27 protein-coding genes are annotated in these 26,014 nt (G+C 70.2%); 13 read left to right on the top strand and 14 right to left on the bottom strand.

From position 1 onward, the window contains the following. Window positions 1–162 precede the first annotated feature (162 nt). Complete coding sequence (locus tag ACIRB1_RS44685) at window positions 163–504, bottom strand: hypothetical protein (protein WP_352182131.1); 342 nt, start codon at window positions 502–504, stop codon at window positions 163–165. Between the two features lie 289 nt (window positions 505–793). On the opposite strand from ACIRB1_RS44685, the gene ACIRB1_RS44690 reads away from it, so the two are divergent. From ACIRB1_RS44690 to ACIRB1_RS44715, 6 genes are all read left to right on the top strand, one after another. Continuing rightward, a complete protein-coding gene (locus ACIRB1_RS44690) occupies window positions 794–1,852 on the top strand; it encodes a BMP family ABC transporter substrate-binding protein (RefSeq protein ID WP_352182132.1) in 1,059 nt (352 codons plus the stop codon). A gap of 278 nt (window positions 1,853–2,130) precedes the next feature. Continuing rightward, complete coding sequence (locus ACIRB1_RS44695) at window positions 2,131–3,864, top strand: ABC transporter ATP-binding protein (RefSeq protein WP_403469766.1); 1,734 nt, start codon at window positions 2,131–2,133, stop codon at window positions 3,862–3,864. Next, window positions 3,861–4,988, top strand: coding sequence for an ABC transporter permease (locus ACIRB1_RS44700; RefSeq protein WP_352182133.1), 1,128 nt, complete (start codon window positions 3,861–3,863; stop codon window positions 4,986–4,988). Before ACIRB1_RS44695 ends, ACIRB1_RS44700 begins: the two co-directional genes overlap by 4 nt. After that, entirely contained in the window at window positions 4,985–6,247 is a 1,263-nt protein-coding gene (locus tag ACIRB1_RS44705) for an ABC transporter permease (RefSeq protein ID WP_352182134.1), read from the top strand. Before ACIRB1_RS44700 ends, ACIRB1_RS44705 begins: the two co-directional genes overlap by 4 nt. A gap of 17 nt (window positions 6,248–6,264) precedes the next feature. Beyond that, window positions 6,265–6,654 (top strand): cytidine deaminase, encoded by a 390-nt coding sequence (locus tag ACIRB1_RS44710; protein WP_403469767.1) that lies wholly within the window; start codon window positions 6,265–6,267, stop codon window positions 6,652–6,654. Between the two features lie 91 nt (window positions 6,655–6,745). Next, the gene (locus ACIRB1_RS44715) at window positions 6,746–8,029 is read left to right on the top strand and encodes a thymidine phosphorylase (RefSeq protein ID WP_403469768.1); all 1,284 of its coding nucleotides are present in this window, start codon (window positions 6,746–6,748) and stop codon (window positions 8,027–8,029) included. Window positions 8,030–8,149: 120 nt separating this feature from the next. Here ACIRB1_RS44715 and ACIRB1_RS44720 read toward each other — a convergent pair whose 3' ends face one another. Continuing rightward, window positions 8,150–9,070: an AEC family transporter gene (locus ACIRB1_RS44720; RefSeq protein ID WP_403469735.1), complete on the bottom strand. Its 921-nt coding sequence runs from the start codon at window positions 9,068–9,070 to the stop codon at window positions 8,150–8,152. 100 nt (window positions 9,071–9,170) lie between these two features. Between ACIRB1_RS44720 and ACIRB1_RS44725 the strand changes: the two genes are divergently transcribed. Beyond that, window positions 9,171–9,560, top strand: coding sequence for an STAS domain-containing protein (locus ACIRB1_RS44725; protein ID WP_352182137.1), 390 nt, complete (start codon window positions 9,171–9,173; stop codon window positions 9,558–9,560). Here ACIRB1_RS44725 and ACIRB1_RS44730 read toward each other — a convergent pair. After that, window positions 9,444–10,463 (bottom strand): sigma-70 family RNA polymerase sigma factor, encoded by a 1,020-nt coding sequence (locus tag ACIRB1_RS44730; protein WP_403469736.1) that lies wholly within the window; start codon window positions 10,461–10,463, stop codon window positions 9,444–9,446. The genes ACIRB1_RS44725 and ACIRB1_RS44730 overlap by 117 nt on opposite strands. A gap of 138 nt (window positions 10,464–10,601) precedes the next feature. Then, window positions 10,602–11,873 (bottom strand): MFS transporter, encoded by a 1,272-nt coding sequence (locus ACIRB1_RS44735; RefSeq protein WP_403469737.1) that lies wholly within the window; start codon window positions 11,871–11,873, stop codon window positions 10,602–10,604. Between the two features lie 63 nt (window positions 11,874–11,936). Between ACIRB1_RS44735 and ACIRB1_RS44740 the strand changes: the two genes are divergently transcribed. Continuing rightward, window positions 11,937–12,893, top strand: coding sequence for a LysR substrate-binding domain-containing protein (locus ACIRB1_RS44740; RefSeq protein ID WP_352182140.1), 957 nt, complete (start codon window positions 11,937–11,939; stop codon window positions 12,891–12,893). On the opposite strand, the gene ACIRB1_RS44745 is transcribed toward ACIRB1_RS44740, so the two are convergent. Further along, window positions 12,882–13,643, bottom strand: coding sequence for an alpha/beta hydrolase (locus ACIRB1_RS44745; protein WP_352182141.1), 762 nt, complete (start codon window positions 13,641–13,643; stop codon window positions 12,882–12,884). The genes ACIRB1_RS44740 and ACIRB1_RS44745 overlap by 12 nt on opposite strands. Before the next feature lie 113 nt (window positions 13,644–13,756). Here ACIRB1_RS44745 and ACIRB1_RS44750 point away from each other — a divergent pair, with 113 nt between their 5' ends. Then, entirely contained in the window at window positions 13,757–14,911 is a 1,155-nt protein-coding gene (locus tag ACIRB1_RS44750; protein WP_352182142.1) for an adenosine deaminase, read from the top strand. A 140-nt stretch (window positions 14,912–15,051) separates the two neighbouring features. Beyond that, window positions 15,052–15,411 carry an ATP-binding protein gene (locus tag ACIRB1_RS44755; RefSeq protein ID WP_352182143.1) on the top strand — a complete coding sequence of 120 codons (360 nt, stop codon included), beginning with the start codon at window positions 15,052–15,054 and terminating at the stop codon, window positions 15,409–15,411. A 94-nt stretch (window positions 15,412–15,505) separates the two neighbouring features. Here the strand turns inward: ACIRB1_RS44755 and ACIRB1_RS44760 are convergent, their stop codons facing one another. The 5 genes from ACIRB1_RS44760 to afsQ1 form a co-directional block, all read right to left on the bottom strand. Further along, window positions 15,506–15,709, bottom strand: coding sequence for a PspC domain-containing protein (locus ACIRB1_RS44760; protein ID WP_033280213.1), 204 nt, complete (start codon window positions 15,707–15,709; stop codon window positions 15,506–15,508). 93 nt (window positions 15,710–15,802) lie between these two features. Further along, window positions 15,803–16,354, bottom strand: coding sequence for a VanZ family protein (locus ACIRB1_RS44765; RefSeq protein WP_403469738.1), 552 nt, complete (start codon window positions 16,352–16,354; stop codon window positions 15,803–15,805). A 117-nt stretch (window positions 16,355–16,471) separates the two neighbouring features. Continuing rightward, window positions 16,472–17,086 (bottom strand): hypothetical protein, encoded by a 615-nt coding sequence (locus ACIRB1_RS44770; protein ID WP_352185789.1) that lies wholly within the window; start codon window positions 17,084–17,086, stop codon window positions 16,472–16,474. Further along, window positions 17,083–18,660 (bottom strand): ATP-binding protein, encoded by a 1,578-nt coding sequence (locus ACIRB1_RS44775; protein ID WP_403469739.1) that lies wholly within the window; start codon window positions 18,658–18,660, stop codon window positions 17,083–17,085. The genes ACIRB1_RS44770 and ACIRB1_RS44775 overlap by 4 nt, the downstream gene beginning before the upstream one ends. Then, window positions 18,657–19,334 (bottom strand): two-component system response regulator AfsQ1, encoded by a 678-nt coding sequence (gene afsQ1 / locus ACIRB1_RS44780; protein WP_033280216.1) that lies wholly within the window; start codon window positions 19,332–19,334, stop codon window positions 18,657–18,659. The genes ACIRB1_RS44775 and afsQ1 overlap by 4 nt, the downstream gene beginning before the upstream one ends. 267 nt (window positions 19,335–19,601) lie before the next feature. Here afsQ1 and ACIRB1_RS44785 point away from each other — a divergent pair, with 267 nt between their 5' ends. Then, window positions 19,602–20,339 carry a SigE family RNA polymerase sigma factor gene (locus ACIRB1_RS44785; protein WP_352185788.1) on the top strand — a complete coding sequence of 246 codons (738 nt, stop codon included), beginning with the start codon at window positions 19,602–19,604 and terminating at the stop codon, window positions 20,337–20,339. Between the two features lie 179 nt (window positions 20,340–20,518). On the opposite strand, the gene ACIRB1_RS44790 is transcribed toward ACIRB1_RS44785, so the two are convergent. After that, complete coding sequence (locus ACIRB1_RS44790) at window positions 20,519–21,160, bottom strand: uridine kinase (protein WP_352185787.1); 642 nt, start codon at window positions 21,158–21,160, stop codon at window positions 20,519–20,521. Window positions 21,161–21,287: 127 nt separating this feature from the next. Between ACIRB1_RS44790 and ACIRB1_RS44795 the strand changes: the two genes are divergently transcribed. Then, window positions 21,288–21,692 (top strand): hypothetical protein, encoded by a 405-nt coding sequence (locus ACIRB1_RS44795; RefSeq protein WP_352185786.1) that lies wholly within the window; start codon window positions 21,288–21,290, stop codon window positions 21,690–21,692. A gap of 108 nt (window positions 21,693–21,800) precedes the next feature. On the opposite strand, the gene ACIRB1_RS44800 is transcribed toward ACIRB1_RS44795, so the two are convergent. Genes ACIRB1_RS44800 through deoC form a run of 3 tightly spaced genes read right to left on the bottom strand, consistent with a single transcriptional unit; the run spans window position 21,801 to window position 25,121 of the window. Next, window positions 21,801–22,700 carry an aldehyde dehydrogenase family protein gene (locus tag ACIRB1_RS44800; RefSeq protein ID WP_403469740.1) on the bottom strand — a complete coding sequence of 300 codons (900 nt, stop codon included), beginning with the start codon at window positions 22,698–22,700 and terminating at the stop codon, window positions 21,801–21,803. Beyond that, on the bottom strand, window positions 22,693–24,156 hold the full coding sequence (locus ACIRB1_RS44805) for an aldehyde dehydrogenase family protein (RefSeq protein WP_403469741.1): 1,464 nt from the start codon (window positions 24,154–24,156) through the stop codon (window positions 22,693–22,695). Before ACIRB1_RS44805 ends, ACIRB1_RS44800 begins: the two co-directional genes overlap by 8 nt. A 5-nt stretch (window positions 24,157–24,161) precedes the next feature. After that, window positions 24,162–25,121, bottom strand: a complete 960-nt coding sequence (gene deoC, locus ACIRB1_RS44810; RefSeq protein ID WP_403469769.1) for a deoxyribose-phosphate aldolase — start codon at window positions 25,119–25,121, stop codon at window positions 24,162–24,164. Between the two features lie 191 nt (window positions 25,122–25,312). Between deoC and ACIRB1_RS44815 the strand changes: the two genes are divergently transcribed. Further along, a complete protein-coding gene (locus ACIRB1_RS44815; protein ID WP_352185782.1) occupies window positions 25,313–26,008 on the top strand; it encodes a PH domain-containing protein in 696 nt (231 codons plus the stop codon). Window positions 26,009–26,014 lie beyond the last annotated feature (6 nt).

A 26,014-nucleotide genomic window follows, 5' to 3' on the forward strand; every position in this document is an offset into this window, starting at 1 on the left:
GTGCCTCGAAGAACCTCGCCTTCAGCACCTCGAAATCCACGATCCCCGCAACTCCCTGAACTCAAGGGCGTTGCGGGGATCAGTAGAGCCCGCCTGATGGCCCGGGGCTCCCTCATGTCCGCTGTCCGCGAGCGTTGGACACGCTCGTCAGGACCGGTCGGATCAGGGCGTCTCCGTCTCGGTGCTGAGGCTGAACACCTCGACACCGGACTGGGACGTGTTGGTGGTGCAGACGGCCTTCGAGGTCTCGCCGGCGCGGGTGTTGACCCACTTGCCGTAGACGTTGAACTTGCTGCCGGTGGGGCCGATGCAGACCGCCTTCACCCGGTGGGTGTCGAAGCGGGTGACTCCCCCGGTGCACTTGCCGTAGCCGGTCGCCCGGTCGGCGGACGTCCAGGTCTTGCAGCTCGTGGAGGCCAGCGCGGGTGTCGCGAGGCCTACCACGGTGGCCGACAGGGTCAGGCCGATGCCTACCGTGGTGGCGGCCAGCTTCTTGAGTTTCATGATCCTCCCCATGGATACGAGAGACACGCCGCAGGTTGGTCCGACCCGCGAGAGTGCGTATCTCGATCAAGGATTCTGGTGGGGAGCCGCGGAGGAATAGATCCTTCGGCGGGTGGATCTTGAGGGTGGGATTGTCTGATACATGTCACCCGGTCGATGGCGTTTGGCAAAGGTTCAAAACGGTCGGATAACGCTCTGGCAAGTTGGGGTTCTCCCGCGTGTCTACGCGCGTTACTCTGCGACGGAACCAGCGCCTGGTTGGGGCGCTTGCACGAAGGAGTCTCGTTCCATGCGCCGGGTGTCCCGTATCGCCGTTGCAGGCGTTGCAACCGCAGCTCTTGCAGTAACCGTCTCCGCTTGTGGCAGCTCGTCCAGCGAGTCCACGACCAGCAGCAGCTCCGGGGGCACGTCCAAGGGTATTGGCCTTGCCTACGATGTCGGCGGCAAGGGCGACCAGTCCTTCAACGACGCCGCGTACGCCGGTTTCACCAAGGCCGAGAAGGACTTCGGCGTCAGCGGCCGGGACGTCGAACCGCAGGACGGTGAGTCCGACGCGGACAAGACGCAGCGTCTGGAGACGCTGGCCCGGGCCGGCTACAACCCGGTGATCGGAGTCGGCTTCGCCTACGCGCCCGCCGTCAAGGAGGCCGCCGCGAAGTTCCCGAAGATCTCCTTCGGCATCATCGACGACGACAAGACCAAGGCCGACAACGTCGCCGACATGGTCTTCCACGAGGAGCAGTCCTCCTACCTGGCCGGCGTCACCGCCGCGCTCACCACCAAGTCGAACACCGTCGGGTTTGTCGGCGGAGTCGACGTGCCGCTCATCCACAAGTTCGAAGCTGGCTTCGAGCAAGGTGTCAAGGACACCAAGAAGGGCGTCACGGTCAAGTCGCAGTACCTGACCCAGACCGCTCAGCAGGGCGGCTTCTCCAGCCCTGACAAGGGCGAGGCCGCCGCCGAGGGCCAGATCGAGGCCGGCGCAGACGTGATCTACGCCGCCGCCGGTCTCTCCGGCCAGGGCGTCATCAAGTCCGCCGCCGCGCACAAGGTGTGGGCGATCGGCGTGGACTCCGACCAGTACAACCAGGCCGCGCTGGCCAAGTACAAGCCGTACATCCTCACCTCGGCCCTGAAGAACGTCGCGGGCGCGGTCTACGACCTCTCCAAGTCCGTCATCAAGGACAAGAAGCCGCTGAGCGGCGAGATCCGCGGCTCGCTGAGCAACGGCGCGGTCGGCCTGGCCGACTCGAACCCGACCTTCAAGAACAACGCCGCCCTCCAGGCCGCGCTCAAGAAGGCCGAGGCGGGCATCAAGGACGGCTCGATCAAGGTCAAGACCTCCTGACGCGTTGATTCCAGGCCAGTCACGACCATGGCCAAAAGAGCGCTGTAATGACAGCGTTACGGCCACGGAACGGGGTGTGGGGAGGATGTCTCTCCACGCACCCCTGCCGTCGATCTCCCGCCCGCCGCGCGAGATCGACGGCAGGGACGCACCCCGTTCGCGCGGCAGAATGCTCGGAACGGATCGGATGCCAGACAGAGAACGATCAGGTCCGGGCACTATTTAAAGCAGGGGCGCTACGCGCGTAGAGAGGCCCCTTTCCACGAGGAGAGTTCGCCATCGACGCGTCCAGCAACCCTCCACTCGGCGATCGGTCGACGATCGCGGTCGAGCTGGTGGGGATCACCAAGCGCTTCCCGGGTGTCGTCGCCAACAGCGACATCCACCTGAGTGTCCGCAAAGGCACCGTGCACGCCCTCGTCGGCGAGAACGGCGCCGGCAAGTCGACCCTGATGAAGATCCTCTACGGCATGCAGAAGCCGGACGAGGGCACCATCGCCGTCGACGGCGAGCACGTCACCTTCTCGTCCCCCGCCGACGCCATCGCCCGCGGCATCGGCATGGTCCACCAGCACTTCATGCTCGCCGACAACCTCACCGTCCTGGAGAACGTGGTCCTGGGCAGCGAGAAGCTGCACGGCATCGGCGGCGGCGCCCGCAAGAAGATCAAGGAGATCTCCGACCGCTACGGCCTGAACGTCCGCCCGGACGTCCTCGTCGAGAACCTCGGCGTCGCCGAGCGCCAGCGCGTGGAGATCCTCAAGGTCCTCTACCGCGGCGCCCGCACCCTGATCCTGGACGAGCCCACCGCCGTCCTGGTGCCGCAGGAGGTCGACGCCCTCTTCAGCAACCTGCGCGAGCTGAAGTCCGAGGGCCTCGCGGTCATCTTCATCTCCCACAAGCTCGGCGAGGTCCTCTCCGTCGCCGACGAGATCACCGTCATCCGGCGCGGCACCACCGTCGGCACGGCCGTCCCCTCCGCGACGACCCCCCGCCAGCTCGCCGAGATGATGGTCGGCAGCGAACTCCCCACCCCCGAGACGGCGGAGTCCACGGTCACCGACACCCCCGTCATCGAGGTCAAGGCCCTCACCGTCTACGCGGCGGGCGGCGCGTCCCTGGGCGCCGACTCCGAGCCCGCGGCCGGCGGACTGCTGGGCGACGCGGCCATCGGCGGCACCGCCAAGCGCGTCCTGGACGACGTCAGCTTCACCATCCACGCCGGTGAGGTCATGGGCATCGCCGGTGTCGAGGGCAACGGCCAGACCGAACTGATCGACGCGCTGATCGGCCTGAAGAACGCCGACTCCGGCACCATCGGCTTCCTCGGCGACGACATCACGCCATGGGCCACCCGCAAGCGCCGCGAGAAGGGCATCGGCTACATCCCCGAGGACCGCCACCGCCACGGCCTCCTCCTCGAAGCCCCGCTCTGGGAGAACCGCATCCTCGGCCACGTCACCGAGAAGCCCAACTCGCGCGGTCGCCGGGGTCTCTGGCTCGACATCAAGGGCGCCCAGGCCGACACCCGCAGGATCGTCGAGGAGTACGACGTCCGCACCCCCGGCATCGACGTCACCGCGGCCTCCCTCTCCGGCGGCAACCAGCAGAAGCTGATCGTCGGCCGCGAGATGAGCCACAAGCCGAAGTTCCTGATCGCCGCCCACCCCACCCGCGGTGTGGACGTCGGCGCGCAGGCCGCGATCTGGGACCAGATCCGCGAGGCCCGCCGCGAGGGCCTGGCCGTCCTGCTCATCTCCGCCGACCTGGACGAGCTGATCGGCCTGTCGGACACCCTGCGCGTGATCTACGACGGAAGGCTGGTCGCCGACGCGGACCCGGCCACCGTCACCCCCGAGGAACTCGGCTCGGCCATGACCGGCGCCGCCTCCGGTCACCTCGAACACGTCGAGGAAGCATCGGACGGCGCCGAGAGCACCGTAGGAAACGGCGCGGACAGCACCGTAGAGAACGCGGACGACACCGCCGCCCCGGAGGACGAGGCCCGATGAAGAAGTTCGACAAGGAGCGTGTGCTCCTCGCCGTGGCCGGACCGGTCATGGCGCTTGTCGCGGCGATCCTGCTGACCTCGGTCGTGCTGCTCGCCTCGGGCAAGAACCCGATCGAGCCGTACCACCTGATGCTCCAGCAGATCGGGTACTCGGACGTCCAGGTGCTGATCGTCAACCAGGCGTCGATGTACTACATCGCCGCCCTGGCGGTCGCCCTCGGCTTCCGGATGAACCTGTTCAACATCGGCGTCGACGGCCAGTACCGCCTCGGCGCGGTGATGACCGCGGTCGTCGGCGCGCACGTGGGCCTGCCGGCCGTGCTCCAGGTGCCGCTGCTGCTCCTGGTCGCCATCCTGACCGGCGCGTTCTGGGCCGGGATCGCGGGTGTCCTCAAGGTCACCCGCGGGGTCAGCGAGGTCGTCGCGACGATCATGCTCAACGCGATCGCCACCAGCCTGATCCTCTACCTCACGCAGACCAACACCTGGGGCGTGCAGGTCGGCAACAACATGACGACCGGCATCATGAAGAAGTCCGGCTGGATCCCGGGCATCAACCTGGGCTCGGACGTCGGCGAGATCTACGGCCTGGTCTTCCTCGCCGTGATCATGGGCGTCCTGTACTGGCTCGTCCTCAACCGCACCCGCTTCGGCTTCGACCTGCGCGCCACCGGCGAGTCCGAGTCGGCCGCCGCGGCCTCCGGCGTGGACGCCAAGCGCATGACGCTCACCGCGATGCTGATCTCCGGCGGTGTCGCGGGCCTCGCCGGTCTGCCGCTGCTGCTCGGCGACAGCCACACCTACAGCCTCACCTTCCCCGAGGGCCTCGGCTTCACCGCGATCGGCATCGCCCTGCTCGGCCGCAACAACCCGGGCGGCATCGCACTCGCCGCCCTCCTGTGGGCCTTCCTCGACAAGGCCTCTCCCGCCCTGGACTACGCGACCCCGGTCGCGTACCAGAAGGAGATCGCCACCATCATGCAGGGCCTGATCGTCTTCGCGGTCGTCATCTCGTACGAGGTCGTCCGCACCTGGGGCCTGCGCCGCCAGCAGAAGCGCGTCGGTGAGGAACTCGCCGCTGCCGCCCGGAACAACTCCGAGAAGAAGGAGGTGGCGGCCCGATGAGTACCGCGACCATCGCCAAGCCGCAGGCGCAGCAGCCCGGCAAGGGCGGCCGCCGTTTCTCGCTCCCCGTGCTCCTGCTGATCGTCGCGGGCGCCCTGATCCTGACCTCGCTGGTCCGCGTCATCACCGGCGCCGACGGCATCACCTCCACCGGCCAGATGTCCACGGCCCTCCGGGCCGCCGTGCCGATCGGACTCGCCGGTCTCGGCGGTCTGTGGGCCGAGCGCGCGGGCGTCGTCAACATCGGCCTCGAAGGCATGATGATCCTCGGCACCTGGTTCGGTGCCTGGGCCGGCTACCAGTGGGGCCCGTGGACCGGTGTCGTCTTCGGCATCATCGGCGGCTGCCTCGGCGCGCTGCTGCACGCCATCGCCACGGTGACGTTCAACGTCAACCACATCGTCTCCGGTGTCGCCATCAACATCCTGGCGCTCGGCACCACCCGCTATCTGTCGAAGTTCACCTTCGCCAACACCGAGCAGGGCTCCGCCAAGCAGTCCCCGCCGATCGACTCGCTGGGCACCTTCGACATCCCCGGCCTCTCCACCTGGCTGGACAAGCTCAACGAGAAGCACTGGTTCCTGATCTCCGACCTCGGGGGCCTGATCGGCGGTCTGTTCACCGGCCTCTCCCCGCTCACCGTCATCGCGGTGGCCCTCGTCCCGGCCACCTGGTGGATCCTGTGGCGCACGGCCTTCGGCCTCCGCCTCCGGTCCTGCGGTGAGAACCCGGTGGCCGCCGAGTCCCTCGGCGTCAACGTCTACAAGTACAAGTACATCGCCGTGATCATCTCCGGTGGCTTCGCCGGCCTCGGCGGCGCCTTCCTGTCGATCGTCGCGTCCAACGTCTACCTCGACGGCCAGACCGGCGGCCGGGGCTACATCGGCCTCGCCTCGATGATCTTCGGCAACTGGATGCCGGGCGGACTCGCCCTCGGCGCGGGCCTGTTCGGCTACACCGACAGCCTCAACCTGCGCGGCGGCTCCACCAACGTGCACGCCCTGATCCTGCTGCTCGGCTTCCTGCTGGTGGCCGGCTGCGCGTACATGATCTGGAGGAAGCGGTACGTCCCGGCCGTCGTCACCGCCATCATCGCGGCCGTGATGTTCGTCTGGTACGCCACCACCGACGACGTCCCGACCCAGCTGGTCGGCGCCAGCCCCTACATCGTCACCCTGCTGGTGCTCTCGCTCTCCGCGCAGCATCTGCGGATGCCGAAGGCGGACGGCCTGCCGTACCGGAAGGGACAGGGCAAGTGACCTCGCCCGCCGCCGAGATGGCCGTGGACTGGGACGAGCTGCGCGCCGAGGCGCGGGAGGCGATGTCCCACGCGTACGCGCCGTACTCGGGGTATCCCGTAGGGGTCGCCGCCCGGGTCGACGACGGCCGCACGGTCTCCGGCTGCAACGTGGAGAACGCGTCCTACGGCCTCGGCCTCTGTGCCGAGTGCGGGCTGGTCTCCCACCTGCAACGCACCGGCGGCGGCCGGCTGACGCACTTCACCTGCGTCGACGGCAAGGGCGACATCCTCGTCCCGTGCGGCCGCTGCCGCCAGCTGCTGTACGAGTTCGGCGGCCCCGGTCTGCTGGTGGAGACACCGGCGGGCATCCTGCCGCTCTCGGAGATGCTTCCGCAGGCCTTCGGGCCGGACCATCTCACCAGGTAACTCCCGTGCGGCCCTTCCGAGTCGGCGACCACGACACGGAGGGGCCGCGCATTTTCTGAACGTCCGGAAGGAAAGCCAAGCCATGGCGCAAGTGTCGATGGATGCCATCTCCGTCATCCGTACCAAGCGGGACCGCGGTGAACTGAGCGACGAGCAGATCGACTGGGTCATCGACGCGTACACCCGCGGGGACGTGGCCGATTACCAGATGGCCGCCCTCAACATGGCGATCCTCCTCAACGGCATGAACCGCCGCGAGATCGCCACCTGGACCGCCGCGATGATCGCCTCCGGCGAGCGCATGGACTTCTCGTCCCTGTCCCGCCCGACGGCCGACAAGCACTCCACCGGCGGCGTCGGCGACAAGATCACGCTGCCCCTGGCCCCGCTGGTCGCGGCCTGCGGCGCGGCCGTCCCGCAGCTCTCCGGCCGGGGCCTCGGCCACACCGGCGGCACCCTCGACAAGCTGGAGTCCATCCCCGGCTGGCGCGCGCTGCTCTCCAACGAGGAGATGCTGCATGTGCTGGACACGACCGGCGCGGTGATCTGCGCGGCGGGCGACGGCCTGGCTCCGGCGGACAAGAAGCTGTACGCGCTGCGGGACGTGACCGGCACGGTGGAGGCCATCCCGCTGATCGCCTCCTCGATCATGTCGAAGAAGATCGCGGAGGGCACGGGCTCCCTCGTCCTGGACGTGAAGGTCGGCACGGGCGCGTTCATGAAGACGATCGAGGACGCGCGTGAACTGGCGTCCACGATGGTGGGGTTGGGCACGGACCACGGCGTGAGGACGGTGGCGCTGCTGACGGACATGTCGACCCCGCTGGGCCTGACGGCGGGCAACGCGCTCGAGGTCCGCGAATCGGTGGAGGTCCTGGCGGGCGGCGGCCCCGCGGACGTCGTCGAGCTGACGATCGCCCTGGCCCGGGAGATGCTCGACGCGGCCGGAGTGAAGGACGCCGACCCGGCGAAGGCCCTGGCCGACGGCTCCGCGATGGACGTCTGGCGCCGGATGATCGCGGCGCAGGGCGGCGACCCGGACGCGCCGCTGCCGGTGGCCCGCGAGCAGCACGTGGTGACGGCGCCGGCGTCCGGCGTCCTCACCCGCCTCGACGCCTACGACATCGGCGTCGCCGCCTGGCGCCTCGGCGCGGGCCGCGCCCGCAAGGAGGACCCGGTCCAGGCGGGCGCGGGAGTCGAGATGCACGCCAAGCCGGGCGACACGGTCACCGCGGGCCAGCCCCTCCTGACCCTCCACACGGACACCCCGGACCGCTTCGAGTACGCCCTGGACGCGGTGAAGGGTTCGTACGACATCGGCGCCGAGGGAACGGACTTCAAGGCCTCGCCGGTGGTGCTGGAGCGCATCGCCTGATCGGTGGGCGGTTGGTATCGGGCAGCGGGGAGGGGCTGGGACTTTCAGGGTCCCGGCCCCTTTCGCGTGGGGAACCGGGCGACCGGCCACGACGCACCTGCGAACCCACCACGACCGCCCCTACCCGAGCAACGCCGCGATCACGACGAGCACCGGTACCGACACCACCGTGGACAGCAGAATCGAGTCCCGGGCCAACCCCTCACCCACCCGATACCGGCTCGCGTACGTGTACAGGTTCTGCGCGGCGGGCAGGGCCGATGTCACCACCACATCGAGCAACCCCGCGCCCCGTATGCCGAACACCCCCGCGGCCAGGACCCACGCGATCACCGGCTGCCCCACCGCCTTCAGCGCGACGGACAACAACACCGGCCACCGCTCAACTCCCCGACCCGGCAACGAACTTCCCCGCAACGAGATCCCGAACCCGATCAGCACCGCCGGCACCGCCATGTTCCCGATCAGGGTGAGCGGATTCATCACCGGACCGGGCAGCTGAATCCCGGTCGCCGCCACCGCGACCCCCGCGAGCGACCCGAGCGCGATCGGATTGCGCAGCGGAGTCAGCAGCCGTAGCCACAGCGGCCCCTTCTCGCCCGCCCCCGACAGATCGAGGACCGTCAACGCGAGCGGGCTCACCACCACCAGCTGGAACAGCATCACCGGCGCCACCAGCGACGCGTTGCCCAGGACGTACACCGAGATCGGAATCCCGAGGTTGCCGGAGTTGACGTAACTGGAGCAGAGCGCCCCGATCGTCGTACGGCCGATGCCCCATCCCCGTGCGACCCCCACCGCGACGAACAGGCCCGCCACCGCCGCCGTGCTCAGCATCGTCACCAGCAGCCCGCTGGAGAAGATCACCGAGAGGTCGGCCCGCGCGAGGGTCGTGAACAGCAGGGCGGGGGACGCGACATTGAAGGCCAGCTTGGTCAGGACGTCCCGCCCGTGTTCGCCGAGCGACCCGCGCACCCCGATCAGATAGCCGACCGCGATGACCACCCCGATGACCGCGAACCCGGTCAGCACCCCCTGCACGGCACCCCCTCGGCGGAGCCGTCCGCACGCGAGAGGCCGTCGGGTATCCAGGGCGGGGCTGATCCGTGGGGCATACAGCAAACCTAGGCGGTCGCCTCCGATGAGTTACGCCCGCCCACCCGGTCTACCGATCGTGGACGCCAAGACACCCGCTGTACTCGTGCCGGCCCGCCCCGTCACCCCCGACGAGGTGGCGGAGCTGTGCGCCGAGGTACGGGCGAGGCTGGAGACGACGGCAGGTGCCGGAGTGGTCCTGGTCGAGATCGTCGGCCCCGGGCCACCGGGGCTCGGCGCCGTCGACCTCCTGGCCCGTCTGCAACTGACCGCCCGCCGGTCCGGAGGCCGGATACGGCTGCGCTCACCCGCTCCCGCGCTACGCGCCCTCCTCGATCTCGTCGGACTCCGCTTCGAGGTGGAGGGGCAGGTCGAACAGCGGGAACCAGCGCTCGGTGTCCAGGAAGAAGTGGAACCCGGTGAGCCCGCCGTCTGAGATCTCCAGGACCTGGACCGCCCAGGGGCTGAAGCCGCCCTTCTCCGGGTCCGGCTTGTACTGGGCGAAGCCCGGCAGGCCGTTGACCTGGACCGGGATCAGACGGGAGCCCTCGCAGGCGGAACCGATCGTCGTCATGAAGCCCGTGATGTCGTCGTGGCCGGTCAGCCACAGGTCGAACGGCGGCATCGTCATGATGGCGTCCTCGTGGAGCAACGCGGTGAGCGCGGCCATGTCGTAGCCCTCGAAGGCCGCGACGTAGCGCTCAAGGAGCTTGCGCTGCTCCTCGTCGAGCGGGTCGGACACCGCGGCGTCGGCCGCCTTCTCGTCCCGCTCGGCGAGGGTCGCGCGGGCCCGCTGCAACGCGCTGTTCACCGACGCCACGGAGGTGTCGAGCAGCTCGGCGACCTCGTTGGCCCGCCAGGCGAGGACCTCGCGGAGGATCAGCACCGCCCTCTGCTTCGGCGGCAGTTGCTGAAGGGCCGCCATGAACGCGAGCCGCACCGACTCCTTGGCCACGGCCGCCTCCGCGGGGTCTCCGACGGTCGGCAGCACGCGCGCGTCCGGCATCGGCTCCAGCCAGGTGTTGTCGGGGCGGGGGGACAGCGCGGCCTGCGCCAGGGGGGTGGAGTCGCTGAGGTCCACGGGGCGGGCCCGCTTGTTGCCCGCGGACAGCATGTCCAGGCAGACGTTGGTCGCGATCCGGTACAGCCAGGACCGCAGACTGGACCTGCCCTCGAACTTCTCGTAGTTCCGCCAGGCGCGGACCATGGTGTCCTGCACCGCGTCCTCGGCCTCGAAGGAGGAGCCGAGCATGCGGTAGCAGTACCCGGTCAGCTCGACGCGGTGTTTCTCCAGCCTGACGTCGAGGTCGTCCGTCGTAGTCACAACGCTGTCACTCATGGTCTCGCCCACCCACCCCTGTGGCCGTTCTTCCCTTACCCCGCAACGTAGCGCAGCCCACTGACAATGGCGCGAGGAGTGAAGGAACGTGCAGGTCAGGTCGGTTGTGAGACGCGGGGTGTCGCCTGAGTGCCGAACTCAGGCCGCCACCACGCCCCGTCGCTCCACCCGAGCCGCCCGCGACCCGAGCACGGTGATCGTCACCACGCCGAGGACCGCCAGCAGCCCGACCCCCACCGTCCCGGCCCAGCCCCCCGCGTGGAACGCCATCGCGCCGACCGTGCTGCCGGTGCTTGACCCGATGTAGTAGGCGGACTGATAGAGAGCCGACGCCTGCGCACGCCCCGTCGTCGCCGTCTTGCTGACCGCCGAGGACGCGGCGGCGTGCCCCGCGAAGAAGCCCGCCGTGATGAGGACCAGGCCCAGCAGTGCGAGGGGGAGCGAGTCGGCGAGGGAGACCAGCAGGCCCGCGGCCGTCGTGCCGCCCGCCAGGTACAGCGCGCCCCGGCGCCCCAGCCGGCCCACCAGCCGGCCCGCCGTGGAGGCCGACACGGTCCCCACCAGGTACACCAGGAAGATCGAGCCGATGAGCCCCTGGGGGAGGGAGAAGGGGGCCTCGGTGAGGCGGTAGCCGATGACCGTGTAGACGCCGCCGAAGACCGTCATGAAGAGGGCGCCGATCGCGTACAGGCGGCACAGCAGCGGGTTCGCGAGGTGGTCGCGGACCGTGCGGGCCAGGACGCGGGGGCGCAGCGAACCCGGTGTGAAGTGCCGAGGGGCGGGGAGCAGGAGCCGGAAGGCGACCGCGCAGCCGACCGCGATGACGCCGATCACCCCGACCGCGACCCGCCAGCCCCACTCCTGCGCGACCCAGCCGGTGATGACCCGGCCGCTCATCCCGCCGACACTGTTGCCGGCCACGAACAGCCCGATCGCCGTCACCAGCGCCTTCGGCCGGACCTCCTCCGCCAGATACGCCGTCGCCGAGGCGGGCAGCCCCGCCAGCGCGGCACCCTGAAGGAACCGCAGCGCCACCAACGAGCCCAGCGAGGGTGCGAACGGCACCAGCACCCCGATGCCCACCGCGACGACCAACGACGCCGTCATGACCGTACGGCGTCCGAACCGCTCGGAGAGCGCGCTCATCGGCAGGACGAGCAACGCGAGCCCGCCCGTCGCCGCCGCCACCGTCCAACTCGCCGCACTCGCCGACACCGCGAAACCGGCGGAGATCAGCGGCAGCAGGGCCTGTGTGGAGTAGAGGAGCGCGAAGGTCGCCACGCCCGCGAGGAACAGCGCGAAGCTCATACGGCGATAGCCGGGACCACCCGGCGCGAGCCGTGAGTCGGAGTCGGGGGCAGGGAGGGTGGCGGCCACGGTCGTGGACGCCCCGGTATCGGCGGAAGGCATGCTGCGACGCTACGTACGTGCCCGCTCATCCGTCCAATGCACGGAAACGCCATAATCGTTCCCATGGTGCATCAGCAGAGGTCACAGGCTCACCTGTCACCGTCCGGTGACACAGAAGACATCGTCGCGCTGCTTGCGCCCCGCCTCGCGTACTTCGCCGGCGTCGCCCGCACCGAACACGTCACCCGGGCCGCACAGGAGATGCAGGTCCCGCAGTCCACCCTCTCGCGGGCGATGGTCCGCCTCGAACAGGACCTGGGCGTCGACCTGTTCGCCCGCAGAGGCCGCACGGTGTCGCTGACCCCCGCCGGCCGCACCTTCCTCGCCTCGGTCGACCGCGCCCTCGCCGAGATCGAGAAGGCCGCCGAGGAGGTCCGCGCCGACGCCGACCCCACCACCGGCAAGGTCGCCTTCGGCTTCCTCCACACCCTCGGCTCGGAAACCGTTCCCGGCCTCATCCGGGCCTTCCGGGCCGACCATCCCCGCGTCCGCTTCAGCCTCGTCCAGAACTACGGCGAGGCCATGCTGGAGCGGTTGCGCGCGGGGGAGTTGGACCTGTGCCTCCTGACCTCCCCGACCCTCGACGCCCCCGACGTCGTGGCCCACCGCCTCGACGTACAGAAGCTCCGTCTGGTCGTCCCGGCCGACCACCGCCTGGCCACCCGCAAGCGCATCCGTCTCGCCGAGGCGGCCGACGAGACCTTCGTGACCCTGGAACAGGGCTACGGCCTGCGCAGCATCACCGACGCCGTCTGCGCGGAGGCCGGCTTTCGTCCGCGGATCGCCTTCGAGGGGGAGGAGGCGGAGACCCTCCGGGGCCTGGTGGCCGCGGGTCTGGGGGTGGCTCTCCTCCCTCCACCCGCCGTGCCGCGTCCGGGAGTTGCGGAACTGACGGTCACCGCCCCGAGGGCGGTGAGGGAGATCGGCGTGGCGTGGCTCGACGGCCACCCGGACACCCCGCCGGTGGCGGCCTTCAAGAAGTTCCTCCTGTCACGGAGGGGCAACCTGCTACCGACGTAGCGACCGCCCGAACCCCGCGGCCAACGGCATCCTCAGCCCCAGCGGCGGCGGAGCCTGAAGCGCGTCCTCCACGGGCCGGGAGAACGCCCGCCCGAACAACGCCCCCATCACGAAGTCCTCGGTCAACGCGTGCACTTCCTGCCGGTGCTGATGCAACGCGTGGCCGTCGGAATGCACTTCGAACCGGCAGATGTCCCGGTTCGCCTTCTTCGCCCGGGCCGCCAACCGGAACGACAGCTCGGGATCGGTCCGCTCGTCGTTCGTGCCGTGCACGATCAACACCCGCCGCCCGGCAAGCTGTTTCACCGGTTCGGGGGGCGCCGCGACATCCTGTTCGGGCAGCCAAGGCGCAAGCGCCACAACGGAGTTCACCGCCTCGTGCCCCGCGGAGCGCAACGCCGCGCGGGCGCCCATGTCGATCCCGGTGAGACACACGGGCACGTCCCCGTACCGCCGTACGACCTCCTCGACCGCCCAGGTCGCGTCGTGCGCGAGAGACGCCTCGCTGCCGTTCCAGCCGCGGCAGCGGTAGTGGACGACGTGCGTGGCGAGCCCCTCGGCCTGGCCCCCGCGGGCGAGCCGGCGGCCCAACGCCCGTACGGAGGCTGTCGCCATCATGGGGGAGGGCCTGCGGCTGGAGACCTCCTCGCCGCCGGGGAGCAGCAGCACCACGCCGCTCACCGAGGTCGGTTCGGGGCCGAGCGCTCTCCCCAGCCGGGCCGTCCTGACCGGCGTCGCTTGCTGTGCCATGACAGAACAGTGTCAGAAGTGAGCGTGTACGCCACCCTTCCGCGCGGTCACCGTTACGTATCGACGGATTCGTACAGCGGGCGATCTACGCGCGTAGGAGTTAGAGTGCGGAAATGACGAGCCAGACCACGAACATCCCGAGCGCGGACCAGATCCGCCGGGCGCCGAAGGTTCTGCTGCACGACCACCTCGACGGCGGTCTCCGCCCGGGGACGATCGTCGAACTCGCCCGGGACGCCGGGTACTCCGAACTCCCCGAGACCGACCCGGACAAGCTCGGCGTGTGGTTCGCCGAGGCCGCCGACTCCGGTTCGCTGGAGCGGTACCTGGAGACGTTCTCGCACACGGTCGCCGTGATGCAGACCCGGGACGCGCTGATCCGGGTGGCCCGCGAGTGCGCCGAGGACCTCGCCGAGGACGGTGTCGTCTACGCGGAGGTGCGGTACGCGCCCGAGCAGCACCTGGAGGGCGGGCTCAGCCTCGAAGAGGTCGTCGAGGCCGTCAACGAGGGCTTCCGGCAAGGGGAGTTCGCGGCCCGGGAGGGTGGGCGGCGGATTCGGGTGGGGGCTCTGCTGACCGCCATGCGGCATGCCGCCCGATCCCTGGAGATCGCCGAACTCGCCAACCGGTACCGCGACTTGGGTGTCGTCGGCTTCGACATCGCGGGCGCGGAGGCCGGGTTCCCGCCCACCCGGCACCTGGACGCCTTCGAGTACCTGAAGCGCGAGAACAACCACTTCACGATCCACGCCGGCGAGGCCTTCGGGCTGCCGTCGATCTGGCAGGCCCTCCAGTGGTGCGGCGCCGACCGGCTCGGGCACGGGGTGCGCATCATCGACGACATCCAGGTGAAGGCGGACGGCTCGGTCGAGCTGGGACGGCTCGCGTCGTATGTGCGGGACAAGCGCGTCCCGCTGGAGCTGTGCCCCAGCTCCAACCTCCAGACCGGGGCCGCCGACTCCTACGCCGAGCATCCGATCGGGCTGCTGCGCCGCCTGCACTTCAGGGCGACGGTCAACACCGACAACCGCCTCATGTCCCACACCAGCATGAGCCAGGAATTCGAGCACCTTGTCGAGGCGTTCGGTTATTCGCTCGACGACATGCAGTGGTTCTCCGTCAATGCTATGAAGTCAGCATTCATTCCTTTCGATGAACGACTTGCGATGATCAATGACGTGATCAAACCCGGATATGCCGAGCTGAAATCCGAATGGCTGTTCCAGCAGACCGCTTCCACCAGCGGTTCTGTAGTCGAAGAGGGCTGAACGGGGGAACGGGACGGGACCGGAATGCGGGCGGGTGTTCACAATCCGTCCGCATTTCGATGTTTGCGGCGGGTGCCTCCGCGTGTTTACGGTCTTGGACCGCTCACATCCCCGTCATCCCATTCAAGGACGCATTCACCATGAAGCAGTCTGCTGCCAAGACCCTCGGTGTCGCCGCCCTCGGTGCCGCTTTCGCCGCTGTAGGCGCGGGTGCCGCGAGCGCGGCCCCGGCGCTTCCGGACGCCACGCAGGCCCTGGGTACCGTGACCCACACGCTGCCCGCGGAGAACCTCGCCAAGGCCCTCCCGGGTGCCGGTCAGGCGCTGAGCCAGGCGCAGCCCGCGCTCGCCGGTGGCCTGTCCGCCGTGCAGCCGGCCGCCGAGAAGGTCCTGAGCGACGGTCCGACCGCGCCGGTCGCCGGGCTGCTGGGCGGGCTGCCGCTGTCGCAGACGGGCCTGCCCACGCACGGCCTGCCGCTGAACGGCATCCCGCTGGGCTGATCCCACCCCCGCACGCGCCGATGGGGCGCACCCCTGGACGAGGGGTGCGCCCCATCGGCGCGTGCGGACAGGGGCGCTGTCCGGGACCGGTGCGTCACCAGGCCTCGGTGCGCACCTTGTCCTCGGCCGGGAACAGGATCCACAGCGCGATGTAGAGCAGGAACTGGGGGCCGGGCAGCAGACAGGAGACCAGGAAGATCACCCGCATCGTGGTCGCGGAGGTCCCGAAGCGCCGCGCCAGCGCAGCGCACACTCCGCCGATCATGCGGCCTTGGGTGGGGCGGGCAATGGCGGTCATGAGGGGCTCCTTCGCGAGCGGTTGTCCGAGGCCCCCGGGTGGTTGCCTCATCTGCCGTCAACCGTACGGAGCCGCCGCGCACCCCGCGTCGCTCTACGGTGCGATGCCGACCCTGGGAATCGTCGGGGTCCGGCCCTGAGCCGGTTCCTCCTGGAGGACGGTCGGCGGGGGGCTCGTCTCGCCCCTGCGGCGGAGCCGGGCACGGGCCGCCGGGACGATCGCGGCGTGGGCCATGGCGACGCCCACCGTGTTCATCAGCAGGGAGTCGATGTCCACGACCTGGCCCGGGACCCCGGTCTGGAGCAGTTCGATGCCCAGGGAGATCAGGGCGCCCGCGGCGACCGTGCGGATGAAGGACGCGAGCGGGGAGACATGGAGCCGGCCGCTGACCGTCGGCAGGAGGATGCCCAGGGGGGCCAGCAGGGCGAGGCCCTCACCGATCCGCTTCGACGCCTCCGGCCAGCCCATCGCCAGGTCGGCTCTGATGCTGGCCAGCGGGTGCAGGTTCGGGGGCATCACCCAGGGGACGTCCCGGGGGCGCAGCGTGACCCAGGCGACGAGCACGAGATGTGCGACGAGGAGGACACCTCCTGCCACACGGATGCGAATCGCGGCGCTGCCGCCGATGGAGCCTTGACGCTGCACGCCCCACAAGACGCCCTGTCCGGCACGATCGGTTCCGGGTAGACGCCACGCACCAGGGTGAGGCCTGCGCCACACGCCCCTTTTCGCGCCCCGTTCACCGTCGTGGCGCCCGCGGCTTCAGCCGTCCGTCACCTCGCTGGACGGCGGGGCCTTGGTGCCGGGGTCGGTGCGGACGCCGTCCGTGCACTCGTAGCGGCGCAGCGGGGTGCCGTCCGGGCCGCCGAGGATCACGGAGCCGTCGCCCTCGGCCGCGGCCGAGTCGGAGAACGTACAGACGATCTGGGCGAGCGCGTACGACGTGAGGTCGGCCGGTGAATTGCTCAGCCGCAGCGCGTCCTTGGGGTCCCGCGCCCGGGGCCCGCTCACCGTCATGCCGCCGCGCACGTCGGTCGTGTACCCGGCGTCCCGCTCGCCCGAGGACGGCGACTCGGCGAGCTGGTCGAGCAGCCCCTGGGCGACGATGACCCGGCGCTGGACGTCCGCCGTGCCGTCCGGCACCTGCACCGCCCGGTCCACGGTCACCAGCGACGACCCGCACAGCAGGAACACCTGCACGGGCACTCCGCGCGCGGCCTGCGTCGAGACGTCCGGCTCGGTGAGCGTGCACGGCACCCGCGAGGGCGCCGCCCCGAAGTCGGTCGGCACCTCGGTGGCCCGGATTCCGCACCCGGAGAGCAGCAGCCCGAGCAGCGGGAGGGCGACCGCGATGCCGTAGCGGTGTCGTACGGTCATGACGCGTTCTCCTCGGGGCCGGAGCCCTCGCCCTTCTCGGTGCCGGGTTCCTCCGTGAGCGCGGAGGCGTCCCTGGGCAGGCGCAGGGTGAACACCGCGCCGCCGTCGGGGGAGTTGGCGGCGGTGATCTCGCCGCCGTGGATGTGGGCGTTCTCCAGGGCGATGGAGAGGCCGAGGCCGCTGCCCTCGGAGCGGGGCCGGGAGGCGCTCGCCTTGTAGAAGCGGTCGAAGACGTGCGGCAGGACGTCCTCGGGGATGCCGGGGCCGTGGTCGCGCACGGCGATGACGAGGTCGTCGTCCTCCAGGCGGACGGAGACCCGGACGGGGGAGCCGCCGTGCTTGAGGGCGTTGCCGATGAGGTTGGCGAGGATGACGTCGAGGCGGCGCGGGTCGAGCCGGGAGTGGATGCCGCGCTCGGCGTCCAGGTCGACGGCGTCCAGCCAGGCGCGGGCGTCGATGCAGGCGGTGATCTGGTCGGCGATGTCGACGTCGTCGAGGACCAGCCGGGCGGTGCCCGCGTCGAAGCGCGTGACCTCCATCAGGTTCTCGACGAGGTCGCCGAGCCGCTTGGTCTCGCTGACGACGAGGCGTACGGCGGGCTCGATCATCGGGTCCACGCTGCCGGTCTCGGCGTCGAGTTCCTCCTCCAGGACCTCCACGACGGCCGTGATCGCGGTCAGCGGGGTGCGCAGCTCGTGCGACATGTCGGCGACGAACCGGCGCGAGGCGTCGTCGCGGGCGGCCATGTCGGCGACCCGCTTCTCCAGCGCCTCGGCGGTCTGGTTGAACGTCCGTGACAGCTCGGCGAGTTCGTCGGTGCCGGAGACCCGCAGACGGGTGTCGAGCTTGCCCTCGCCGAGCCGGCGCGCGGCGATCCCGAGCCGGTGTACGGGCTTGAGGACGGTCGTCGCGGCGGCCTGCGCGAGCAGCGCGGAACCGATCAGCGCGAGCCCGGTGGCGATACCCAGCGACCAGGCGAGCGAGTTGAGGTCCTTGGCCTCCGGCTCAAGGGACTTGAGCATGTAACCGGTCGGCCCGCCGCCGATCATCCGGGTCCCGGCCACCAGATACGGCGTGCCGTGCTCGGTGACCCGCTGCCAGTACAGGTGGTACGGCTCCCTGTTGCCGTCGGACACCGACTGCTGCTTGTTCACCGCGGTCCGCAGCGACTTGGGCACGTCCTCCAGCGAAAAGCCGTTCAGGCCGCCGGAGTTGCCGTAGACCGTCTTGTCGTTCGTGTCCTCGGCGATGAGCAGGACGCTGAAGCGCTGGCTGCTGTTGGCCATCTGGCCCGCCGTGCGCATCAGTTCGTCCTGGGTGGGGTGGACGGGCAGGGCGCCGGCGCGGTTCTGCATCTCCTGGCGGAAGTCGCGCAGCACCGCGTCCTGGGCGCGGGTGAGGACCGCCTCGCGGTTGAGCCAGTACGCGATGCCGGACGCGGACACGGCGGCCGTCAGGGCGACCAGGCCGAAGACCACGACCAGTCTGAGGCGCAGGCTGGTGAAGCGCAGCCGCCACAGAACTCCCTTACGACCCGGGCGCCAGCCGCGGATCCCCCCTGGTGCGTCGGTCACTGAGGCGAGTCCAGGCGGTAGCCGACGCCGCGCACGGTACGGATGAGCGTCGGGGACGACGGGATGTCCTCGACCTTGGCGCGCAGCCGCTGGACACACGCGTCCACCAGCCGCGAGTCACCGAGGTAGTCGTGTTCCCACACCAGCCGCAGCAACTGCTGCCGGGACAGGGCCTGTCCGGGCCGGCGGCTCAGCTCCAGGAGCAACCGCAGCTCGGTGGGCGTGAGTTGGAGGTCCTCGCCGTTCTTCGTGACAGTCATCGCGGCGCGGTCGATCACCAGCGAACCGAATGTGGCCGCGTCGTTGGCCTCGCGCTCCCCGCGCCGCAGCACGGCCCGGATCCGGGCGTCGAGAACACGCCCCTGCACGGGTTTGACCACGTAGTCGTCGGCGCCGGACTCCAGTCCGACGACGATGTCGATGTCGTCACTGCGCGCGGTGAGCAGAATGATCGGCAGCTGGTCGGTGCGCCGGATACGACGGCACACCTCGAAACCGTCGATGCCGGGCAGCATCACATCCAGCACGATCAGGTCCGGCCGCTGCTCACGCAACAGCTTCAGACCGTCCTCGCCGCTGGCAGCGGTGGCCACCCGGTGTCCCTGGCGCGTCAGAGAGAGCTCCAGGGCCGTCCGGATGGCGTCGTCGTCCTCGATCAGCAACAGGGAAGGCACGGGGCTCATTCTGGCCCATGGCGGGCCGGGGTTTCGACACCTGTACGTGTACGTAGCCCTCGCGGCAGGGTGTGCGGACTCCTAGCGCCCGTCTCTGTGACCGGACTGTCCGTTTTCTGAGGTCGGCTCAGGAGACCGGGCCCTGTGACAGGTCTGTGACAGTCGGGGGACACGTCCATGAAGTGACCCCGGCAGGATTTTCGGCACAGGCAAGGAACCACGCCGGAACATCCGAACACCGGGCAAGTCCACTACGGGGGGCGCGAGATGAACACGCTGCACAGCACCAGCAACAACGCAGTCATCACGCGTCTGCACGACGTCACCCGGGGTTCGGAGAAGTCCGGCGCTGTGAGCGGGCGGGGGTGCGCTCGCAGCGCCGGGCGTCAGCACACCGGTTACATGACGGTGGTTGACGCGCACACGGGGGAGGCGCACGGGGGAAGCGGGTACAGGGAGGACACGGGGGAGCGTCGTTCGCTGTCGGAGGCGGAGTTCACCGCCTACGTCCAGGAGCGCCGCGCCTCCCTGTACGCGACCGCCTACCACCTGACCGGCGACCGCTTCGAGGCCGAGGACCTGCTCCAGAGCGCGCTGTTCTCGACGTACAGGGCGTGGGACCGGATCAGCGACAAGGCCGCGGTCGGGGGCTACCTGCGCCGCACCATGACGAACCTGCACATCAGCGCGTGGCGCCGCCGCAAGCTGAACGAGTACCCGACCGAGGAGCTGCCGGAGACGCCCGGCGACACGGACGCGATGCGCGGCACGGAGCTGCGCGCGGTCCTGTGGCAGGCGCTGTCCCGGCTGCCGGAACTCCAGCGCACCATGCTGGTCCTGCGCTACTACGAGGGCCGCACGGACCCGGAGATCGCGGAGATCCTCGACATCAGTGTCGGCACGGTGAAGTCCAGCATCTGGCGGTCGCTCCGCCGCATGCGCGAGGACGAGGTCCTCAGCTTCGGCCGTGACGAGGAAGACGCCTTCGGGGAGCTTGTCGCCTGAGGGTTCGGGGGGAAACAGGTAACGGGGGAGGTCCGGGGGGCCACGGGGGATCGGTACCGGGGGGTGCCGACGGGGTCACCGGGACCATGGGGGGAAACACGGGGGAAGTACCACGGGGGAACGGAAGAGCGGGACTGGAGGGCCGGGGGGTCCGTCCAGTCCCGCTTTTTCGTACGGGGTCAGGTGGTGGGCGTGGGGGTCGCCGCCGGGCGCCGCCCCACCGCCGCGGCGGCCAGCCGGCCCAGCGCCTCGTCCTTGCCGCAGGCGTACGCGCCGAGCCCGGTCTGCCGGGCCACGATCGACCGCTCCAGCCGCATCAGCCGCCAGCCCCGCCGCACCAGGAACGGCACGGACTTGCGGCCCTCCTTGAGATCCCGGAGGAAACGCCGCCGGAAGGTGCGTACCGGCCCCCGGCTCAGGCACAGCGCGTCCGCGAGCACACCCAGCTCCTGGCAGCGGGTGATGACCTCGGCGGCGAAGATGCCCTCCGCTATGAACAGCGGGGTACGGCCCACGTCGACGGCCTCCGTGCCCGTGCGCGCGCTGAGCGAGAGGTCGTAGACCGGCACGTTCGTACGGCCGGTGCGGCACAGCTCGACTATTGCGGTGACCGCGACGTCCGCGTCCCAGGAGTCGGGGTGGTCCCAGTCGATGTCCGAACTCCCCGCCACCAGCGGCAGAGTCGGGTCGTCGCCCTCTTTGTAGAAGTCGTCGAGCCGCAGCACGGGCAGGCCGGACCGGGCGGAGACGAGGGACTTGCCGGAACCCGAGGGGCCGCACAGCAGCACGACACGGGCCGGTGACGGGGAAAGGATGCTCACGGGACACCAGTTTGACGCATTCCGTACGTCCTGCCGACCCCGCGGGTCGCCAGTGGAACGCGCATCACACGTCAACTACCCTTCGTGCTGACCTGATTACCCTGCGCACCAGAAGGTGGCACCAGCAATGGCACGACACACGTCCTCCTCACACCCGACCGCCCAGCGGGCCCTCGTCGCCCTCGCGACCGCCGGAGTCGCCCTGGGCGCGGGGGCGGCGTCGGCCGCGGCGGACACCTCGCCGGTGGGCGACGTGATGCGGACCCGGCCCACGTCCCTGGGCAAGATCGACCCCGCGGCGGGTCTCGGCGCCCTGACCGGCACGGTGGGGTATGTCACCGGGCCGATCGCGGGTCTCAAGCCGAACCCCCTCGCGGGCACGGGAGTCGACCCCCTCGACAACGGGGTCGCGACCCAGCTCGCGGACTTTCAGCCGCTTGCCTCGCAGGCGTTGACGGGGCCGGTGGCCGAGGCTCAGTCGATCGGGAGCATGCCGGTGGTGGGGCAGGTCACGGGGTTGTTGGGGGGCTGAGCGATTGCGGGGCAGGGGCGGGGAGCTGCGGATTCGGTGCCGAGTGCGAGTCCGCTGTGGCTGGTCGCGCAGTTCCCCGCGCCCCTGGGGCAAGTGGGCTGAGGCCGATCAGTACGAGGAGCCGGACGCCCCCAGCGAACCCGTCGGATGCCAGACCGTCTTCGTCTCCAGGAAAGCCGTCAGGCGGTCGGTGCCCGGGGTCTCCGCGTAATCCACAGGCTGTGGACGCAGGACCCGCTTGAGGTTGTCGGCCGCCGCGATCTCCAGCTCCTTCGCCAGTACGTCGTCCGCGCCCGCCAAGTCGATCGCGTTGACGTCCTGGTGCGCGGCCAAGGGGGCCGCGATCTCCGCCGTCCTTCCGGAGAGGATGTTGACGACCCCGCCGGGGAGGTCGGAGGTGGCCAGGACCTCGCCCAGTGACAGCGCGGGGAGCGGGCACTTCTCGCCGGCGACGACGATGGCCGTGTTGCCGGTCGCGATCACCGGGGCGATGACCGAGACCAGGCCGAGGAACGAGGATTCCTGGGGGGCCAGGACGGCGACCACGCCCGTCGGCTCGGGGGAGGAGAGGTTGAAGTACGGGCCCGCCACCGGGTTCGCGCCGCCGATCACCTGCGCGATCTTGTCGGTCCAGCCCGCGTACCAGACCCAGCGGTCGATCGCCGCGTCGACCACGGCGGCCGCCTTCGACTTCGACAGGCCCTCCGCGTCCGCGACCTCACGCGCGAACTGGTCCCTGCGGCCCTCCAGCATCTCGGCGATGCGGTAGAGGATCTGGCCGCGGTTGTACGCCGTCGCGCCGGACCAGCCGCCGAACGCCTTGCGCGCCGCGACGACCGCGTCCCGGGCGTCCTTGCGGGAGGACTGCGGTGCGTTCGCCAGCCACTTGCCCTTTGCGTCGGTCACTTCGTACACCCGGCCGCTCTCGCTACGGGGGAACTTGCCCCCGATGTACAGCTTGTAGGTCTTGAAGACGCTCAGGCGCTGCTGTTCGGACTTCTCAGACATCGAGGTACGCCTCCAGGCCGTGGCGACCGCCCTCGCGGCCGAAGCCCGACTCCTTGTAGCCGCCGAACGGCGAGGTCGGGTCGAACTTGTTGAACGTGTTGGACCACACCACGCCCGCGCGCAGCTTGCTCGCGACGGCCAGGATGCGGGAGCCCTTCTCGGTCCAGATGCCCGCCGAGAGGCCGTACTGCGTGTTGTTGGCCTTCGCGACCGCCTCCTCGGGCGTGCGGAAGGTCAGCACCGACAGCACCGGGCCGAAGATCTCGTCGCGGGCGACGGTGTGCGCCTGGGTGACGTTCGTGAAGAGCGTCGGGGCGAACCAGTAGCCGGAGGACGGGAGTTCGCAGGACGGGGACCAGCGCTCGGCGCCCTCCGCCTCGCCCTGCTCGACGAGCGAGGTGATCCGCGCGAGCTGCTCGGCGGAGTTGATCGCGCCGATGTCCGTGTTCTTGTCGAGCGGGTCACCGAGGCGGAGCGTGGAGAGCCTGCGCTTCAGGGAGTCCAACAGCTCGTCCTGGATGGACTCCTGGACGAGGAGACGCGAGCCCGCGCAGCAGACCTGGCCCTGGTTGAAGAAGATGCCGGTGACGATCCCCTCCACCGCCTGGTCGATGGGGGCGTCGTCGAAGACGATGTTCGCGCCCTTGCCGCCGAGTTCGAGGGTGACCTTCTTGCGGGTGCCCGCGACCGTCCGCGCGATCTCCTTGCCGATCGCCGTCGAGCCGGTGAAGGCGACCTTGTTCACGTCCGGGTGCGCGACCAGCGCGGCGCCCGCGTCGCCGTAGCCCGGAAGGATGTTGACGACGCCCTTGGGGAGACCGGCCTGGCGGCAGATGTCCGCGAAGAAGAGAGCGGAGAGGGGGGTCGTCTCGGCGGGCTTCAGGACCACCGTGTTGCCGGTGGCGAGCGCCGGGGCGATCTTCCACGCCAGCATGAGGAGGGGGAAGTTCCAGGGGATGACCTGGCCGGCCACGCCCAGCGGCTTCGGGTTCGCACCGCTGTGCCCATGTGTCGTCCTCCGGCCGAACCCGGCGTGGTCCAGCTTGTCGGCCCAGCCCGCGTAGTAGAAGAAGTGCGCGGCGACCAGGGGGAGGTCCGCGTCGCGGGTCTCCCTGATGGGCTTGCCGTTGTCCAGGGTCTCCAGGACGGCCAGTTCGCGGCTGCGCTCCTGGATGATCCGGGCGATGCGGAACAGGTACTTCGCGCGCTCGGAGCCGGGCAGCGCCGACCACTTCTCGAAGGCCCCGCGGGCGGCCCTCACCGCGCGGTCCACGTCCGCCTCGCCGGCCTGGGCGATCTCGGAGAGGACCTCTTCGGTGGAGGGGGACACGGTCTTGAAGACCTTGCCGTCGGCCGCCTCGGTGAACTCGCCGTCGATGAACAGGCCGTAGGAAGGCGCGATGTCGACGACGGAGCGGGACTCGGGCGCCGGTGCGTAGTCAAATGCGGATGCCATGTGGATCAGTCCACCGTCACGTAGTCGGGGCCGGAGTAGCGGCCGGTGGCCAGCTTCTGACGCTGCATCAGCAGGTCGTTCAGGAGCGAGGACGCGCCGAAGCGGAACCAGTGGTTGTCCAGCCAGTCCTCGCCCGCCGTCTCGTTGACGATGACCAGGAACTTGACGGCGTCCTTGGAGGTGCGGATACCGCCCGCGGGCTTCACGCCGACCTGGATGCCGGTCTGGGCGCGGAAGTCGCGGACCGCCTCCAGCATCAGCAGGGTGTTCGCGGGGGTCGCGTTCACGGCGACCTTGCCGGTGGACGTCTTGATGAAGTCCGCGCCGGCCAGCATGCCGAGCCAGGAGGCGCGGCGGATGTTGTCGTACGTCGACAGCTCGCCGGTCTCGAAGATGACCTTCAGGCGGGCGGCGCCCGAGGCCTCCTTCACGGCGACGATCTCGTCGTACACCTTCATGTACTTGCCCGCGAGGAACGCCCCGCGGTCGATGACCATGTCGATCTCGTCGGCGCCCGCGGCGACCGCGTCCCGAACGTCGGCCAGCTTCACGTCGAGCGCGGCACGGCCGGCCGGGAAGGCGGTGGCGACGGAGGCGACCTTCACGGAGGAACCGGCGACGGCCTCCTTGGCGGTGGCCACCATGTCGGGATAGACGCACACGGCCGCGGTCGAGGGGCTCGTGCGGTCGGTCGGGTCGGGGCGGACCGCCTTGGCGCCGAGCGCCCGGACCTTGCCCGGGGTGTCCGCGCCTTCCAGCGTCGTCAGGTCGACCATCGAGATGGCGAGGTCGATGGCGTACGCCTTCGCGGTGGTCTTGATGGAACGGGTCCCGAGCGAGGCGGCACGCGCCTCCAGGCCGACCGCGTCGACGCCGGGCAGCCCGTGAAGGAAACGGCGCAGCGTGCTGTCGGAAGCCGTTACCTCGCCGAGTGCGTGTGCAGCAGCAGGTGCAGTGGTGGGCATGGTCACCACACGAGCATATCTACGCGCGTAGCAGCTGTACACCCCGGGCACGAGGTGTGCCCGAAGGGGTGCGGGGCTGTCTCGATGTGCGGCTCCCCCGCGCGGGCGCGACCGGCCACGGAGCACCGGGGTCGCGAACGCACCCGGCCCGCCCCGGCGGCCAGGCGCACCCCTGAGGCACAATCGGCACCATGACGACCCCGCTCCCCGTGCAAAAAGACCGGATCTACCGCTCCCCCGCGGGCCTCGTCGCCGGTGCCCTCCTGCTGGTCATCGTCGGCTGGCTGGGCATCGACGCCCTCGCGAGCGGCCACGGCCGCACCCCGTGGCTCGCGCTCGCCGGTCTGATCCTCGTCGTGCCGATCCTCGTGGCGTTCACCCTCCGCCCGGCCGTGTACGCCAACGAGAACCGCCTCCGCGTCCGCAACCCCTTCAGGGTCGTCGTGCTGCCGTGGGGCGAGATCGCCAGCCTGCGCTCCGGATTCTCGAACGAGGTCGTCACGAAGGCGGGCGCCAAGTTCCAGCTGTGGGCGGTGCCCGTCTCGCTGCGGGCCCGCAAGAAGGCGGCGCGGCGCGAGGCGAAGGCCGCGGCGGAGGCGGCGGGCACCCAGCGCGGCGGCCGGGCCGGGGGCCTCGGCTTCGGCGGCGCGCTCGGCGGCTTCGGCGGCGGCATGGGCGCGGGCAGCGCCATGCGGGGCGGTGCCGTGCAGGCCGGCCCCACGCGTGCGGAGTCCGACCAGATCATGACCGACCTGCGCGAGCTGCTGGAGGGCCGGGAGGAGGCCGAGTCCGCGCAGGGCGAGGTCACCGTGCGCTGGGCGTACGAGGTGATCGCACCGGCGGTCGCGGGCGCGGTGGTCCTGGCGATCCTGCTGGCGACGGGCTGACCGGAC

This window comes from Streptomyces sp. NPDC096013, from assembly GCF_044763565.1.
In the GTDB taxonomy this organism is placed as follows: Bacteria; Actinomycetota; Actinomycetes; order Streptomycetales; family Streptomycetaceae; genus Streptomyces.